This window comes from Thermodesulfobacteriota bacterium (genome assembly GCA_040753795.1).
GTDB lineage: Bacteria > Desulfobacterota > Desulfobacteria > Desulfobacterales > Desulfosudaceae > JBFMDX01.
On record JBFMDX010000026.1, the window covers coordinates 26,440 to 41,045 of the forward strand.

The window sequence follows — 14,606 nt, forward strand, 5'->3', positions numbered from 1 at the left end:
CCTCATGAGCCTGTCCGCTGCGGGGAAAAAACGGATCGTATCGGAAATTCTGCCCGGTCTGTGGCAACGGCTGAAACACTGCGACCTCTGTCCGCGGGAATGCGGCGTCGATCGGTTGGCCGGGGAAGAGGGGTTCTGCGCCCTTTCCGGTGACCGGGTGCCGGTGGCGAGTTATTGCGTTCACCGGGGAGAGGAACCGGTCATATCAGGCAGCCGGGGCTCGGGCACGATATTCTTTGCCCACTGCAACCTGGGCTGTGTCTTCTGCCAGAACGACCAGATCAGCGACAACGCCCTGAACCCCGGAGAAGCCTTTGTCTCCGTGGCGGACCTGGCCGAGATCATGCGCCTGCTCCAGGCCATGGGCTGCCATAACATCAATTTTGTCACGCCCACCCATGTGCTGCCCTATATTATCGCCGCCCTGGAGATCGCCCTGGACAAGGGCTTGACCGTTCCGCTGGTCTATAACTGCGGCGGCTATGAAAAGGCGGAGGTTATCCGGCTGCTTGACGGCGTCATGGAGGTTTATCTGCCGGACATCAAATATATGGATGCCTCCCCGGCCGCGATATATTCCAGGGCAAAAGATTATCCACAAATGGCGGCCGAATCCGTCAAAGAGATGTACCGGCAGACGGGCAGCGTCCTGGAGATCGATCCGTCTGCCGGCACGGCCGCTCGGGGCATGATCATCCGTCACCTGGTCCTGCCGGGTTGCGTGGAAAACTCTCTGTCCGTGCTGGAGTGGATCGCCGGCCAACTGTCGCCCGACGTTCATATTTCGCTGATGTCCCAGTACCACCCTTCAGCCGATGCCATGCGATTCGGCGCTCCCCTGAACCGGACGCTCCGGCCGGAGGAGTACGAGACCGTCAGCGATCGGGCCGAAAAGCTGGGGATTGAAAACGGCTGGTTCCAGGAAATGGAAAGTCACCGGAACTACCGGCCGGATTTCAGGAAGAAGCATCCGTTTGAAGGCTAAAGATACAGGGTGTAAGGTCCGAGGTGCAGGGTACAAGGTTTAAGGTCCAGGGTGGAAGGAACTCTCTTGCAGGGATTGAGAGATACTGGTAAAAGAAGGGGTCAAAGGGTCGAGGAGCCAAGGAGCGGAACAAGCCTCGACCCCTTGAACCCTTTTGTTTTATGAAGGGTAACATTTGAAATCGCGGAGAATAAGGATGGCAACTCGAAAGAACGATATCCCTGACGATGACGAAGACGACCTGGACCGGGAGGAAGGCCCTTCCCCCGAGTTCGCTTCGCTTCTGGAATCCTATATTTCGGACACGGGTTCCGAGGTGCGGGTGGGAGACAAGGTCTCCAGCGAAGTGATCGCCATCGGCCAGGACAGCGTCTATATCCATATCGGCGGGAAGGAAGACGGCGTGGTGGAAAGGATAGAGCTCCTGGATGAGAACGGTGAACTCGCCTGCAAGGTAGGTGACCGCCTGGATCTTTACGTGGTCCATGCCGGAGACGGCGAGATCCGTCTGTCCAAAACCATTGCCATCAGCGGCAACGCCGATATGCTGATTGAGGCCCGGCAGAACCGTATCCCGGTGGAGGGCAAGGTCGTGGAAGTCTGCAAGGGGGGGTTCCGGGTCCAGGTGATGGGCCATATCGCCTTCTGCCCGGTCAGCCAGATGGACCTTCATTATGTAGATAAGCCGGAAACGTATGTGGGCGCCGTCCTGGAGTTCCTGATCGAGCGCGTGGAATCAAGGGGCCGCAACCTGGTCGTCAACCGCCGCCGGTTGCTTGAACGGCTGCGGGCCGAAGAACAGGAAAAGTTTCTGTCCCGGATCAATACCGGAGACGTCCTCACCGGTAAGGTGGTCCGGCTCATGCCCTTCGGGGCCTTCGTGGAGCTGGCGCCCGGCGTCGAAGGCATGGCTCACATTTCCGAACTGGGCTGGTCGCGGGTGGCTGACCCGTCCGAAGCGGTCACCGTCGGACAGTCCCTGCCGGTCAAGATTCTGACCATCGAGAAAACCGGCAGTAAAACCGGTGGCCTTAAAATATCGCTGTCCGTCAAGCAGGCGGCCGGCGATCCCTGGACATCCGTCACCGAAAAGTACAAACCGGGCGACAAGGTGACCGGCAAGGTAACACGCTGCGCGCCCTTCGGCGCTTTTGTCGAACTGGAACCGGGTATCGAAGGCCTGGTCCATATCAGTGAGATGAGCTATACCCGGCGGGTGGTCAAGGCCGAGGACGTGGCCAAACCCGGCGATACCGTGTCCGTAACGATAACCACTGTGGATCCCATCAACCGGCGACTGTCCCTGAGCATCCGGGAAGCCGAGGGCGATCCCTGGCTGACCATCGCCAACCGGTTAACCGCCGGGCAGATTGTCTCCGGAAAAGTCGAACGCAAGGCCGAATTCGGTTATTTTATCAATCTGGCGCCGGGTATTACCGGGCTTCTGCACCGGTCGAGAATCGAGACCGCCGCCGACCCCCAGGCCATCGACCGGCTGAAGATCGATGACCCCGTCATGGTCCGGATCGATGCCCTGGACCTTCAGGAGAGAAAGATCACGCTGGCGCCGGCCGACGGAACGGACGCGGCCGACTGGAAAACCTTTTCCGGCGGAGAAAAGGAAAAGACATCCGGCCTGGGGTCCCTGGGAGAGAAGCTTCAGGCGGCCATGAAAACCAGGAAATGATTTCTTAAATAAAAACAAACGAGGCGGCAAATGACTTCCCATAACGACACCCATCTGAAATCCATCGGCTATATCCTCTGGCTGTTCGGATTTACCGGGTCCCATCGTTTTTATTACGGCAGGCCCATCACCGGTACGATTTATTTTTGTACCTTCGGGCTGTTTCTGATCGGCTGGCTGATCGACCTGTTTCTGATCCCTTCCATGGACCGCCGGGCGGACAGGCGTTATCAGTCCGGTCCCATAGACTATAATCTGGCCTGGATCCTGCTGACCTTTCTGGGTCTGTTCGGGGTACATCGAATGTATATGGGAAAGTGGATTACCGGCATTATCTATTTTTTTACCGGCGGCCTGTTTTTGATCGGATACTTATATGATTTCTGCACCTTAAACGGTCAGGTGGATGAGGTCAACCGCACCCGGTAGGGGCCGGCGCCTTTACCCGGCTCTGATTCCCGCCGACCGGTTTATGCAATCGTTCCGGGCGATTTTCAAAAAAAGTTGTCGGCCGGAACCGGATGTGTTAATAAAAATAATTAGATATCAGGCGACGGGGGTTTTTGTTGTTAATCCAAACAGGCGAATACGCGCCGGGAGAAAGAGACATGCCGGAACAGTCTTCCTTCAAGGGATTGCGGGAAGGGGAACGCGAGATCCGCAAATCCATTATTCTGGATGCCACTGTCAACTTGTTTAAGGAAAAAGGATTTCACGCGGTTGGCATGCGGGATATCGCGGCCGTGGCCGGCATTTCCGCGGCCACGATTTACCGGTATTTTCCCAGTCGGGACGATATCATCGTGGAAGCGCTGATTCAGGGCATTAACGCCATTGAAAAAGAACTCGACACGGTACTTGGGTCCGGCTCCATAACGCTGGAAGATCTGGCCATCGCGGTGGTGGATTATTTTTTTTACAATGAAACCGTTTTTCAGATGATGTGTTATTTTCTGACCAGCAGCGCCATTGACCCGGAGGCCAATAAAAAATTCAACATGGTATCCGAATATTTTCTCAATATGTTTAATATGAAGTTGAAGAGCAAGGGGATCGTTACCGACGCCCTGGCCTCCCAGGCGTTTTTCGCATCGGTTTCCGGGGTGGTCCTGACGTTTCTTCACTATCCGGGTTTGAATGATGATGAAAAAAGAACATACATGCATCGGCTGGCCCTGGCTATTATCAAGGGTGAAGGAGGGCTGACCCTTCTGGCCGGATAATATGGATGGGCGGGGACGCCGACGGCCGTTTGCCCATCCGTCGGCGGTTCGCTTTTTCTAAAGTAATTTTTACGAGGTGGCGCGATGAAAACCAAGAAAAATATGGCAGGTCCGTCCAACAAGGTTCTCGAAGTGGATTTGTCCTCCCGCAAGGTAGACATTTATACGGTGCCCCAGGAGTTGCGGAGGATGTATCTGGGCGCAAAAGGCCTGGGGTTGAAACTGATCTTCGACCGCATGCCGGCCGGGGTTGATCCCCTGGGCGATGAAAATATTCTGGCCTTTATGCCGGGCGTGCTTCTGGGCACCGGCGCCCCCTGCACGGGAAGGTTTGACGCTATTACCAAGTCCCCGCAGACGGGCATCATGACGTCGTCTTCCTGCGGCGGCCCTTTCGGCATGCAGTTAAAAACGGCCGGGTGGGACGGGCTGCTGATCAAGGGCAAGGCCGACCGTCCGGTTTATCTGGAGATTACGGCCCAGAACGTTACCTTCAAGGAAGCGGACAGCCTCTGGGGCAAAGATACTGTCACCGCCCAGCAGGAGCTGGTGGACAATAAACAATCGGCCGCCCTGGTGATCGGTCCGGCCGGCGAGAACAAGGTCCGTTATGCCAATATCGCTTCGGGGCACCGCTTTCTCGGACGCGGCGGCATGGGCGCGGTCATGGGCGCCAAAAACCTGAAGGCCATCGTGGCCATCGGCGGTGACTATCGGATCAAGCCGGTGGATGAGGCGGGGTTTGAGAAAGCCAAGAAAACGGCTGCCAAGTACATTGCCGGCAACAATATGACCTCCGCCGTGTATACCAATTACGGCACCCGGGCCAACGTCAACTTGAGCAACAAGGCCAATATTCTGCCGATCAATAATTTTTCCGACGGCCACAGCGACCTGGCGGTGAATCTGTCCGGTGAGAAGATCAGCCAGGAGCATCAGACCCGGCACAGCACCTGCAAACCCTGTTCCATTCTCTGCGGGCAGAAGGGGATCTTCAACGGCAAGGAACTCCCTGTTCCCGAATTCGAGACGGTCGGCCTGCTGGGTTCCAACATCGGCATATTTGACGCCAACCAGGTGGCCGAATTCAATCGCGTCTGCAATGAAACGGGCATGGACACCATTTCCGCCGGCGGCACCATCGCCTGGGTTATGGAGGCTGCGGAAAAGGGGTTGGTACAGAGCCCCCTGCGGTTCGGATCGGCCGAGGGCGTGGAGCAGGCCCTTCTGGATATCGCCCACTGCCGGGGGTTCGGGGCGGAAATGGCGCTGGGTTGCAAAGCCCTGGCGAAAAAATACGGCGGCGCCGAGTTCGCCATGCAGGTCAAAGGCATGGAAATGGCGGCCTACGACCCCCGCGGCTCATACGGTCAGGGCCTGGCCTACGCCGTCGCCAACCGCGGCGCCTGTCATCTGTCGGCTTATCTCATCGCCCAGGAGGTGTATTTCAAACTTCTGGACCCGCGCCGGACATACGCCAAACCGGAGTTTACCAAATTTTTTGAAAGCCTGACCTGCTGCATCAATTCCCTGCAGACCTGTCAGTTCACCATGTTCGCCTATCTGCTGGAACCGCCCATGTCCAAATACTCCCTGGATGTGGTCCTGGCTTTCCTGATGCAGAACCTGCCGGTCATCGCCATCAAGTTCATCGATTTTGGCGTTTACACCAAACTCTGGTCTTCGGTAACCGGCATCAAGATGTCCAACAGCGAGTTTCTTAAGGCCGGGGACCGGATTCATGTTCTGGAACGCTACATGAATACCCGGGAGGGGATTTCCCGGAAAGACGACACCCTGCCGCTGCGGCTGCTCCGGGAAGGCCGGAAATCAGACCCCCAGGCCAGGACGGTGCCGCTGGATGAAATGCTGGACAAATATTACCGGCTCCGGGGTTTTGACGAAAACGGCATCCCCACCCGCGAGACGTTGAAAAATCTGAATATCACGACGTAGTCCGGAAAAATTCCGATAACCGGTCAGGATGGAGACGCCATTCGATGCAGGATTTGACCCGTTCCCAGAAAGCCCGCTTTGCTATCAGTTCCTTTCAGACCATGGCCAAGGCCCTGGCCCTGCGCGGATTTTTCCGTCCTTCCGGCCGAATGGGCGGTCAACTGGCGGAATACCTGTTGACGTTAAGCCCCGAGATTTACGGGAGCATGACCGATTCCCGCGTGGTCGAGCTCAACGGTCTGGAGTATGTGATCGATCGCCTGCCGCGGGGCATCGAAGAGTGTACCCGGATCACCCTGACCGAGGAGGATCGTTTCGGGGACAATGTCTTTGAAGAGATCGTGCCGCCGAAGCGGCGACGGACCTGTTACCGCATCAGTGATTCGGAGATGTGCTTTGTCGTCACGCGCGGATTGAGTGAAATATACGACACGCTGACGCACCTGACGTTTTTGAATATCGAGGCCAGAAAGATCGAGGCGCGGGTGGCGGAGCAGACCGGTAATATCACCAATGAATGGCGTGATTTGCAGAAACATGTCGAGTGCCCGGAAGATTTAAGCGAACACGAGCTGGAAAGAGCCATCTGGAATTTGAGCCTGATCGTGGGCCGCCCCTATTCGGAAACGCGTCAGGCTTATGAGCGCCTGGAAAAGAGCCGGGCGGCCTATCGCAGCAATAACGGCCTTTTTTCCATTGTTTATCACCTGGGAAAACGGGTGCATGAGGAGAAGAAGGCGCCGGAAAAAATGCTGTTCGTCAACTTTACGCCTTCCTTGATGAATATCATCGCCCATCAGCGCAACGGCGAACGCTGGGCAGCGGGTATCCGGTCAAAGATCAACGAGTTCGGACTGCAGGATCGTCCGCTGCATATCATCAGCGCCAACATGCACAGCGTCGTCAACCTGATTTACGGGTATGCCGCGGCCACTACCTGCGCCGCTATTCCGGCTTCCGAGGACAACCTCTATGCCTTTATCAGCTGCATCCGGGAACATGGCGCCGAGATTCTGGCCTACGGTCGCGAACACGGCCTGTTTGAAGTCAAGGACGGTTCCGGCAGTCAGGTCGACTGCCAGATCATCGACACGGCCATGATCGCCGACGTGCCTCAGCATCCGGATCACCGGATCGACTTTACACAGATGGGCAACCCCCCGCCCGTGCTTCTGGTCATGGATTATGCCTTCGGCGCCCAGGCTTACGAAGTGCTGGATTGTCTTCTCGATCCGGCCACCGGCAATCCGCCCCGCCGTTTGAACGTGAAATCCATCTCCATCATGGGCAAGGCCGGGATCCTGCCCGGGAAAAAGGGCGATATCATGCTGGCCACCGCCCATGTAATCGAGGGCACGTCGGACAACTATTTCTGCAAAAACGATCTGACGGCGGCGGACTTTGAACCGGGTATCGATGTGTACACCGGGCCCATGATCACCGTCCTGGGCACTTCCCTGCAGAACCGCGACCTGCTGCAGCGGTTTCAGGAAACCTGGCATACGATCGGCCTGGAGATGGAGGGGGCCCACTACCAGCGGGCCATCAACGCCGCCATTATCAAGGGATATATTCCCCGGAGCGTGAAGACCCGTTACGCCTATTACGCCTCGGATAATCCGTTGATCAGCGGCCAGACTTTAGCCGCCGGTGAGATGGGGTCGGAAGGAATCCGGCCGACCTATATGGTCACCCGGGTGATTCTGGAGAAAATCGTCAGCAATCCCCGGTAACCGGTCGGGACCCAAAGAGCCGCCGTATATGACCGCGTAATCCTTAAGGTGCCCTTATGGTGCGCTTCGTGGGGAGGGGATGACAAACAGACCCGGAACGGTAAAAATTCCCACTATAATCATTCATGATGGAAATGAACAGGCCGTCCGCATCCGAAGGCTGATCATCGCTTTCAGCGGTTATGTGCTGGCGTTTTTTTGTGTCGCTTTTCCGGCCCACCTGCTGGGCTTTACCCGCGACCTCAACTGGGCCGCGATTTTCCTGTTTCAGGTACTGCCTTTTGTCGCTTTCTATATCTGCCTGTTTATCCTTATGCACACCGGCATTAACCGCCGGTTCAGGGATCCCGGGCTGATTTTTATCCAGCAGTTCGTCGGCATCATCATCACCACCGTCGTCTGTTATTATGCCATCGACTCCATCCGGGGAGCCTGCCTGATCCTTTATATCCATATTTTTTACTTCGGCGCCTTTCACCATCGGCCCCGGGGCTTTGTTTTTCTCCTGCTGGAAACCGTTGTGTTGTATACGGTTCTGATCGTTCTGCTGCACCGTTATCATCCCGCCGCCATCGTCATAAAAACGGAGGTCATGCGGCTGATCATTCTGATGACAGCCCTGGTCTGGACGGCCGTCATGGGCAATTACCTGGAACTGTTGAGAAGCAAGATCCGGCAACTGGCCATCCGGGACGAGTTGACGGGAACGCTTAACCGGCGGGAGCTGTTTAAAATGCTCTCCCGTGAAAAATCCCTGGCCGACCGGTCGGGGATTCCGTTTAGCGTCTGTATGCTGGATCTGGATGATTTCAAGGGAGTAAACGACACCTATGGCCACCAGGTCGGGGATCAGGTGCTAAGGGAATTCGCGCAGACCGTCAAGGAGAACATTCGGGCCGAGGATTATCTGGGCCGTTACGGCGGAGAAGAGTTCCTGGTGGTGTTTGCCAACTTCGCTTACCGGGAGGACAGCGGCGACAATCGGTGCGTTGACCGCCTGCGGGAAGTAACGGAAACGCTGTCTTTCCCTGAAATCGCTCCGGATTTCCGGCTGACGGTCTCCATCGGGGTCAGTGCTTATCAGGCCGGGGATACCATTGACGCCCTGGTAGCCCGGGCGGACGCGGCCCTTTACGACGCCAAACGGAACGGAAAAAACCGGGTCGTGTTCCGGGCCTGATGAACCCACGGTGGGTCCGGAAACACCTGGCCCGGCCGGTTTATCCGATATTCAGTATGCTGCCTGCGCCGCCATCAACGTAGATCGTGGAGTAGCGTCGGCGTATTTCATTGATGTGCTGGGTGCAGTGGGTGGGGCAGACCAGCGACAGTCCGTCCAGAACCTCGAAATTATCAAACCCGTGCAGACCGCCGATCAGGGCTGAAACCTTCCCGGCAGAGCCGGCCGCCTTCAGAATCGCCTCCACGCCGGGATGGGAACATCCCGCTACGACAGCAACCTGCTCCCCCTGCTTGAGAACCAGGGATTGCTCGATCCCGGCCAGGGTGCCGGTTGACCAGATGCCGTCATGGAGTTGCTGCGGGGATCGGCCGACCTGGACCGTCGGGAGGTCCTGCTGCGGTAAAAACGTTTCAGGAATGAAACAGGAACAACGGGTCAGGCCAATAACGGCCGGCAGTCCGCCGATGTGGTCCCAGTGGTCGTGGGAGATGAAGATATCGGTAATCTCCGCCGGACGGATGTTCAAATATTTCATGTTGTTGATGAGAATGTTGCCGTTGGCGCCGGTGTCGAACAGGATCTTTCTGCCGGATGCTTCCACCAGACAGGCAAAGCCCCAGTCCGCCCCCAGGCGCCGGTCCCGGGTGATATTGTCGTAAATGATGGTGATTTTCATGGCCTCCGCCGGCGCCTCCCTTTGTTTTGACATCTTACGTTTCCATGCTTAATATGACGGTCTCGGGTTGTCAATAGGACAGCCCTTAGCATGGGACAGTCGACAAAACCGATGAGGATAACTACCCTGTACATAGATCCGGCGGCCGCGGATTATCCGGAGACGGCAGTCGTGAAAGACCGGGTCGGCGCGGACAAGGTGGCGGTGGCCTCTCCCCGGGAGGTGTTTGCGGCCGTTGCCGCGGCCGGCGATGTGGTGGCCGCGGGCAAGCAAACTTTGTTCCTGACGGTCAACAAGGCGCCGTTTATCCGCAAATGCCCCGGAACAAAGCATTACCGCTGCTGTGGTTACCGGATCCTGAATATCGGCCGCTTCTGCACCATGGACTGTTCCTACTGCATCCTGCAGGCCTATTTCCATCCCCCCCTGCTTCAATATTATGTCAATCAGGCGGACATGACGGCGGAACTCAAAGACCTGTTTGACCGGCCCGGCCGGATCACCCGCCTGGGGACCGGAGAGTTTACCGACAGCGCCATCTGGAACGAGTGTACCGATCTGAACCGGCGCCTGGTATCGCTGTTCGCCGGCCAGGACGCGGCCGTGCTGGAGATTAAAACCAAGACCGTCAATATCGAGCCGCTCCGGGGCGCGGACCACAACCGCAAAACCATCGCCGCCTGGTCGCTTAACACGGAAGCGGTCATCTCCGGCCAGGAGCGCGGTTCGGCTTCCCTGGAGGATCGCTTGCGGGCCGCGGCCGCCTGCCAGGCCATGGGCTATCCCCTGGCTTTTCATTTTGATCCCCTGGTTATCTACGACGGCTGCCGGGAGGACTACGCCCAAGTCATCCGGCGGCTGTTCTCGGCCGTTTCCGCCGACAACATCGTCTGGATCAGCCTGGGGTCCTTCCGCTTCATGCCGGCCTTAAAGCCCATGATCCAGGAGCGTTTCCCGGAGTCCCGGATCGTTTACGGCGAATTTATTACCGGGATCGACCGCAAGGTGCGGTATTTCAAACCCCTCCGCGTGGATCTGTACCGGTCCGTCATATCCGAGATCAGACGATTCTCCACGGATGTAACCGTCTACTTCTGCATGGAGGACGACGATGTCTGGCGGCAGTGCCTGGGGTTTACCCCGAGGCAGAAGGGCGGCCTCGCCGCCATGCTGGACAGAAGCGCGGTCGAGCATTGCGGGCTTGATCGGGACAGGGTATAATAAAAAAAGAATCAATAGAGGCAAGCTCATGAAAGACGGAAAAAATTTTTCTTCGGCGCAACCCTATTCGGTCACCTTAAAATCCCTGTTTTTGAGCCTGCTGGTCGCTTTCTATACCGGCGGTTATCTGGGCATCAACCGCTTCAACGCCTGCCGGGACCGGTATTATGATGTCTCCCTGTGGTTCGAGAAGGATATCCCCTTTGTTCCCTCGATGATCATCGGCTACTCCTTTGTTTTCGTGCTGATCATCATCCTGTTCCTTGTTCTCGACAACATGCCCGATTTCTGGGACATGTGCCGTCGTTTCCTCAACATGACCCTGATCTGTTTCGCCATTTTTCTGATCTTCCCGGTGCGGATGAATTTCCGGCCGGAGGTGGTCATGACCGGGGACTGGATCACGGCCCTGGTCAGTTTTTATTTCTGGCTGGACCAGCCCTACAACCTGTTCCCCTCCATGCATTTGGGCGCCTCCTTTTTCGTGGCGTTTTACTGTCTGCGAAAGGGCCGTATCATCGGCTGGACGACGATGGCCATGGCTGTCATTGTCGCCGTTTCGGTGGTGCTGCTCAAACAGCATTATATTATGGATGTCATCGCCGGATTTCTGGTGGCCTGGCTCTGCTCCTTTTTCTCCATGAAACAGTTCAGAACCCTTTTCCTCTTGCAGAATATCCCCTGGCGGCGTCAGGTCGGATGACACGGCCGCATGATATGGCTTGACACCGCGCCCGTAACGCATTAAAAACCATCCCAAAACCGCTGGCTGTGAAATCTGGTCATTTATGATCGCGGAACCCAGGGGAACGGCGAGCCGTTCCCCTTCAGCAATAGATATAGAAGAGAAAAATAATAAATGGAAAATCTGACGGATAAAAACAGCCTCCAGGAAATCGGCCGCCGGCGGACCTTCGGCATTATCAGCCATCCGGACGCGGGTAAGACCACCCTGACCGAGAAGCTGCTTTTATTCGGGGGCGCCATCCAGATGGCCGGCACCATCAAGGCCCGCAAGGCCAACCGCTACGCCACCAGCGACTGGATGCAGATCGAGCGGGAGAGGGGCATTTCCGTAACCAGTTCGGTGATGCAGTTTGATTACCGGGATTTTGCCCTCAACTTGCTGGACACGCCCGGTCACCAGGATTTCTCCGAAGACACCTACCGGGTGCTGACGGCCGTGGACAGCGCCGTCATGGTCATCGACAGCGGCAAGGGCGTGGAGACCCAGACCCGGAAACTGATGGCGGTCTGCCGCATGCGCAACACGCCGATCCTGACCTTCATCAATAAGCTGGACCGGGAGGGCATAAAGCCCCTGGACATCATGGCGGACATCGAGGAAACCCTGCAGATCGAGTGCGCCCCCCTGACCTGGCCCATCGGCATGGGCGCCAGTTTCCGGGGGATTTATAACCTCTATGAAAAAACGCTGACCCTGTATGACGCCGGCCAGAAACCCGTCGCCGGCGGAGGATTGCGCATCGACGACCTGGCCGATCCCCGCCTGGACGAGATCCTGGGAAGTCAGGCCGAAGAACTGCGGGAAGATGTCGCCCTGCTGGAGGGCGCCACCGACCCGTTTAACATGGAAGACTTTCTCAAGGGCAGCCAGACGCCGGTGTTCTTCGGCAGCGCCATCAACAATTTCGGCGTTCAGGAACTATTGGATACCTTCGTGGAGGTGGCCCCCGGACCCCTGCCGCGCCCGACTCACTCCCGCACCGTCCATCCCGACGAAAAGGCTTTTTCCGGCTTTGTCTTCAAGGTCCAGGCCAACATGGACCCGGCCCACCGGGATCGCATCGCCTTTCTGCGCGTTTGTTCCGGTCGTTTCCAGCGGGGCATGTGGGTGCGTCATCATCGAACCGGCAAGGACCTGTGCATCGCCAACCCCATCACCTTCATGGCCCGCAGCCGTTCCCTGGTGGAGGAGGCCTGGCCCGGCGACATCATCGGCATTCATAACCACGGCACCATCATGATCGGCGACACCTTCACGGAAAAGGAGCCGCTGACGTTTACGGGGATACCGAAATTCGCCCCGGAGCTTTTCCGCCGCGTACGGCTCAAATCCCCCCTCAAGGCCAAACAGCTGCGCAAGGGAATCACCCAGCTGGTGGAGGAGGGGGCGGTGCAGATGTTCCGGCCCCTGATCGGCAACGATATCATCCTGGGGGCGGTGGGCCTGTTGCAGTTCGACGTCACCATGGCCCGCCTTAAGGACGAATATGGCGTGGACGCCGATTATGAGGCGGTGGAGTACACCACCGCCCGCTGGGTGGAAAGCGACGACAAGTCCCGGCTGGCCGATTTTGAAAGTGAGCGTCGCTCCGACCTGGCCCTGGACCTGGAGGGCAACCTCACCTGCCTCTCCCGGAGCGAATGGCAGATGGATTATCTGATCAAGCAGTGGCCGGAACTAAAGTTTTTCAAGACCCGGGAGATTCACCTGCCGGACGCTGATTAGGACCGCCGCGCTTTTCGGCGTCGGCGCCGCGGCCCCGGGACCTTCGCTTTCGCCCGGCCCGTTTTTTAGGGGCGTTGGGTTCGGGCAGCTCCAGCCAGTTTTCATCCGGCTCGATGCAGGGCAGGGGGCGGGCCATGAAATCCTCGATATCGACAATATAAAAGGACTCCCGTTCGTCGGCGAAACTGATCGATGTGCCGGCCGACCCGGCCCGGCCGGTCCGGCCGATGCGGTGGACATAGTCCTCCGGATCCTGGGGCAGGTTGAAGTTGATGACGTGGTCCATGTCCTCGATGTGGATGCCCCGGGCCACGACATCGGTGGCCACCAGCACGCGGATCCGGCCGGACTTGAATTCCGCCAGCCGCCGGGATCGCTTTTCCTGGGGCACGTCGCCGGTAAGTGTTTCGCATTTCAGTCCATGCCGCTTCAGTCTGTCGGCCAGCCGCACGACCGTGTCCTTGCGGTTGCAGAAAACCAGTACCCGCTTCAGATCCTGCTGGACGATGATATTGTACAGCAGGGCGAATTTGTTGTCGCTGGTGACGATGTATACGATCTGGTCGACGGAGTCGACCGCCACCTGCTCCGGTTCGATGGACACCTGGACCGGGTCGCGGGTCCAGTTGGCGGCCAGCCGGGTGACGGCGTCGGTCAGCGTGGCGCTGAACAGCATGGTCTGGCGGATGTCTTTCCGGGGGGTGGCGTAGATGATCCGGCGGACGTCGGGAATGAACCCCATGTCCAGCATCCGGTCGGCTTCGTCGATGACCAGGATTTCCACCCTGTCGAGCATCAGCAGGCGGCGCTGGAAAAAATCCAGCAACCGGCCCGGCGTGGCCACGATGATGTCCGCCGGCTGCCCGGTGAGTTGCTTCCGCTGCTGTTTAAAATCCATGCCGCCGAACACCGGGAAGATGTTGATCCGTTCATATTTCGCCAGTTGCCGCGCCTCTTCGGAAATCTGCACAACCAGTTCCCGGGTGGGGGCCAGGATCAGGGCCCGGGGAGTTCCCGGTTTTCGTTTACCCGGGATGGGGTTGTTTCGCAGTCGGGTCAGGATAGTAATCAGAAAGGCGGCCGTCTTGCCGGTTCCGGTCTGGGCCCGGCCGAAAGCGTCCTGCCCGTCCAGGGTGCTGGGCAGAATGGCGGCCTGGATAGGTGTACAGTAGGCAAATCCCAGGTCATAAATGGCATGCATCAGGGTTTCGGGAAGATCAAAATCATGAAAACGGGTTTTCCCCGGCTCGGCCGGAACCTTGAATTGTGAAAGCCGCCACGGGTCGGCATCGGAATCGGAATCCGCCTCGGCGGGCTGATCCGTCGAATCAGGTTCTTCCGCCGGAGATGCACTGTCGTTGTTCTGTTCCTCGGTCATTGCCTGAAAACCTCGATTCATTCGCCTGTAGGTTTATCTTAATCTTACACCTGCTTTTCTCTCTATTATTTAATTATAGCATAATATTGAA

General features: G+C 57.5%; 12 protein-coding genes. 10 read left to right on the forward strand and 2 right to left on the reverse strand.

Annotated elements, in window-relative coordinates; all coding sequences use genetic code 11:
• The first annotated feature begins 4 nt into the window (after positions 1–4).
• From AB1724_19065 to AB1724_19095, 7 genes are all read left to right on the forward strand, one after another.
• The gene (locus tag AB1724_19065) at positions 5–985 is read left to right on the forward strand and encodes a radical SAM protein (protein ID MEW6079916.1); all 981 of its coding nucleotides are present in this window, start codon (positions 5–7) and stop codon (positions 983–985) included.
• Positions 986–1,181: 196 nt separating this feature from the next.
• Positions 1,182–2,672 (forward strand): 30S ribosomal protein S1, encoded by a 1,491-nt coding sequence (locus AB1724_19070; GenBank protein ID MEW6079917.1) that lies wholly within the window; start codon positions 1,182–1,184, stop codon positions 2,670–2,672.
• Between the two features lie 30 nt (positions 2,673–2,702).
• Positions 2,703–3,101, forward strand: coding sequence for an NINE protein (locus AB1724_19075; GenBank protein ID MEW6079918.1), 399 nt, complete (start codon positions 2,703–2,705; stop codon positions 3,099–3,101).
• A 179-nt stretch (positions 3,102–3,280) separates the two neighbouring features.
• A complete protein-coding gene (locus AB1724_19080; protein MEW6079919.1) occupies positions 3,281–3,895 on the forward strand; it encodes a TetR/AcrR family transcriptional regulator in 615 nt (204 codons plus the stop codon).
• An 84-nt stretch (positions 3,896–3,979) separates the two neighbouring features.
• Entirely contained in the window at positions 3,980–5,851 is a 1,872-nt protein-coding gene (locus AB1724_19085) for an aldehyde ferredoxin oxidoreductase family protein (GenBank protein MEW6079920.1), read from the forward strand.
• Positions 5,852–5,895: 44 nt separating this feature from the next.
• A complete protein-coding gene (locus AB1724_19090; protein ID MEW6079921.1) occupies positions 5,896–7,584 on the forward strand; it encodes a hypothetical protein in 1,689 nt (562 codons plus the stop codon).
• A gap of 79 nt (positions 7,585–7,663) precedes the next feature.
• The gene (locus AB1724_19095; protein MEW6079922.1) at positions 7,664–8,764 is read left to right on the forward strand and encodes a GGDEF domain-containing protein; all 1,101 of its coding nucleotides are present in this window, start codon (positions 7,664–7,666) and stop codon (positions 8,762–8,764) included.
• 40 nt (positions 8,765–8,804) lie between these two features.
• Here AB1724_19095 and AB1724_19100 read toward each other — a convergent pair whose 3' ends face one another.
• Positions 8,805–9,476, reverse strand: coding sequence for an MBL fold metallo-hydrolase (locus AB1724_19100; GenBank protein ID MEW6079923.1), 672 nt, complete (start codon positions 9,474–9,476; stop codon positions 8,805–8,807).
• Positions 9,477–9,533: 57 nt separating this feature from the next.
• Here AB1724_19100 and AB1724_19105 point away from each other — a divergent pair, with 57 nt between their 5' ends.
• The 3 genes from AB1724_19105 to AB1724_19115 all read left to right on the forward strand — a co-directional run bounded on the left by AB1724_19105 (position 9,534) and on the right by AB1724_19115 (position 13,137).
• Positions 9,534–10,664, forward strand: coding sequence for a spore photoproduct lyase family protein (locus AB1724_19105; protein MEW6079924.1), 1,131 nt, complete (start codon positions 9,534–9,536; stop codon positions 10,662–10,664).
• Between the two features lie 28 nt (positions 10,665–10,692).
• Entirely contained in the window at positions 10,693–11,367 is a 675-nt protein-coding gene (locus AB1724_19110) for a phosphatase PAP2 family protein (protein ID MEW6079925.1), read from the forward strand.
• Positions 11,368–11,523: 156 nt separating this feature from the next.
• Positions 11,524–13,137, forward strand: coding sequence for a peptide chain release factor 3 (locus AB1724_19115; protein MEW6079926.1), 1,614 nt, complete (start codon positions 11,524–11,526; stop codon positions 13,135–13,137).
• Here AB1724_19115 and AB1724_19120 read toward each other — a convergent pair.
• Positions 13,100–14,515: a DEAD/DEAH box helicase gene (locus tag AB1724_19120; GenBank protein MEW6079927.1), complete on the reverse strand. Its 1,416-nt coding sequence runs from the start codon at positions 14,513–14,515 to the stop codon at positions 13,100–13,102. The genes AB1724_19115 and AB1724_19120 overlap by 38 nt on opposite strands.
• Between the last annotated feature and the right edge of the window lie 91 nt (positions 14,516–14,606).

Bases quoted from the DNA above. Each gene is read 5' to 3' on its own strand.
- AB1724_19120 (MEW6079927.1), bottom strand. From the start codon at position 14,515: ATGACCGAGGAACAGAACAACGACAGTGCATCTCCGGCGGAAGAACCT.
- AB1724_19115 (MEW6079926.1), top strand. From the start codon at position 11,524: ATGGAAAATCTGACGGATAAAAACAGCCTCCAGGAAATCGGCCGCCGG.
- AB1724_19065 (MEW6079916.1), top strand. From the start codon at position 5: ATGAGCCTGTCCGCTGCGGGGAAAAAACGGATCGTATCGGAAATTCTG.
- AB1724_19095 (MEW6079922.1), top strand. From the start codon at position 7,664: ATGACAAACAGACCCGGAACGGTAAAAATTCCCACTATAATCATTCAT.
- AB1724_19080 (MEW6079919.1), top strand. From the start codon at position 3,281: ATGCCGGAACAGTCTTCCTTCAAGGGATTGCGGGAAGGGGAACGCGAG.
- AB1724_19090 (MEW6079921.1), top strand. From the start codon at position 5,896: ATGCAGGATTTGACCCGTTCCCAGAAAGCCCGCTTTGCTATCAGTTCC.
- AB1724_19105 (MEW6079924.1), top strand. From the start codon at position 9,534: ATGGGACAGTCGACAAAACCGATGAGGATAACTACCCTGTACATAGAT.
- AB1724_19110 (MEW6079925.1), top strand. From the start codon at position 10,693: ATGAAAGACGGAAAAAATTTTTCTTCGGCGCAACCCTATTCGGTCACC.
- AB1724_19070 (MEW6079917.1), top strand. From the start codon at position 1,182: ATGGCAACTCGAAAGAACGATATCCCTGACGATGACGAAGACGACCTG.
- AB1724_19075 (MEW6079918.1), top strand. From the start codon at position 2,703: ATGACTTCCCATAACGACACCCATCTGAAATCCATCGGCTATATCCTC.
- AB1724_19085 (MEW6079920.1), top strand. From the start codon at position 3,980: ATGAAAACCAAGAAAAATATGGCAGGTCCGTCCAACAAGGTTCTCGAA.
- AB1724_19100 (MEW6079923.1), bottom strand. From the start codon at position 9,476: ATGTCAAAACAAAGGGAGGCGCCGGCGGAGGCCATGAAAATCACCATC.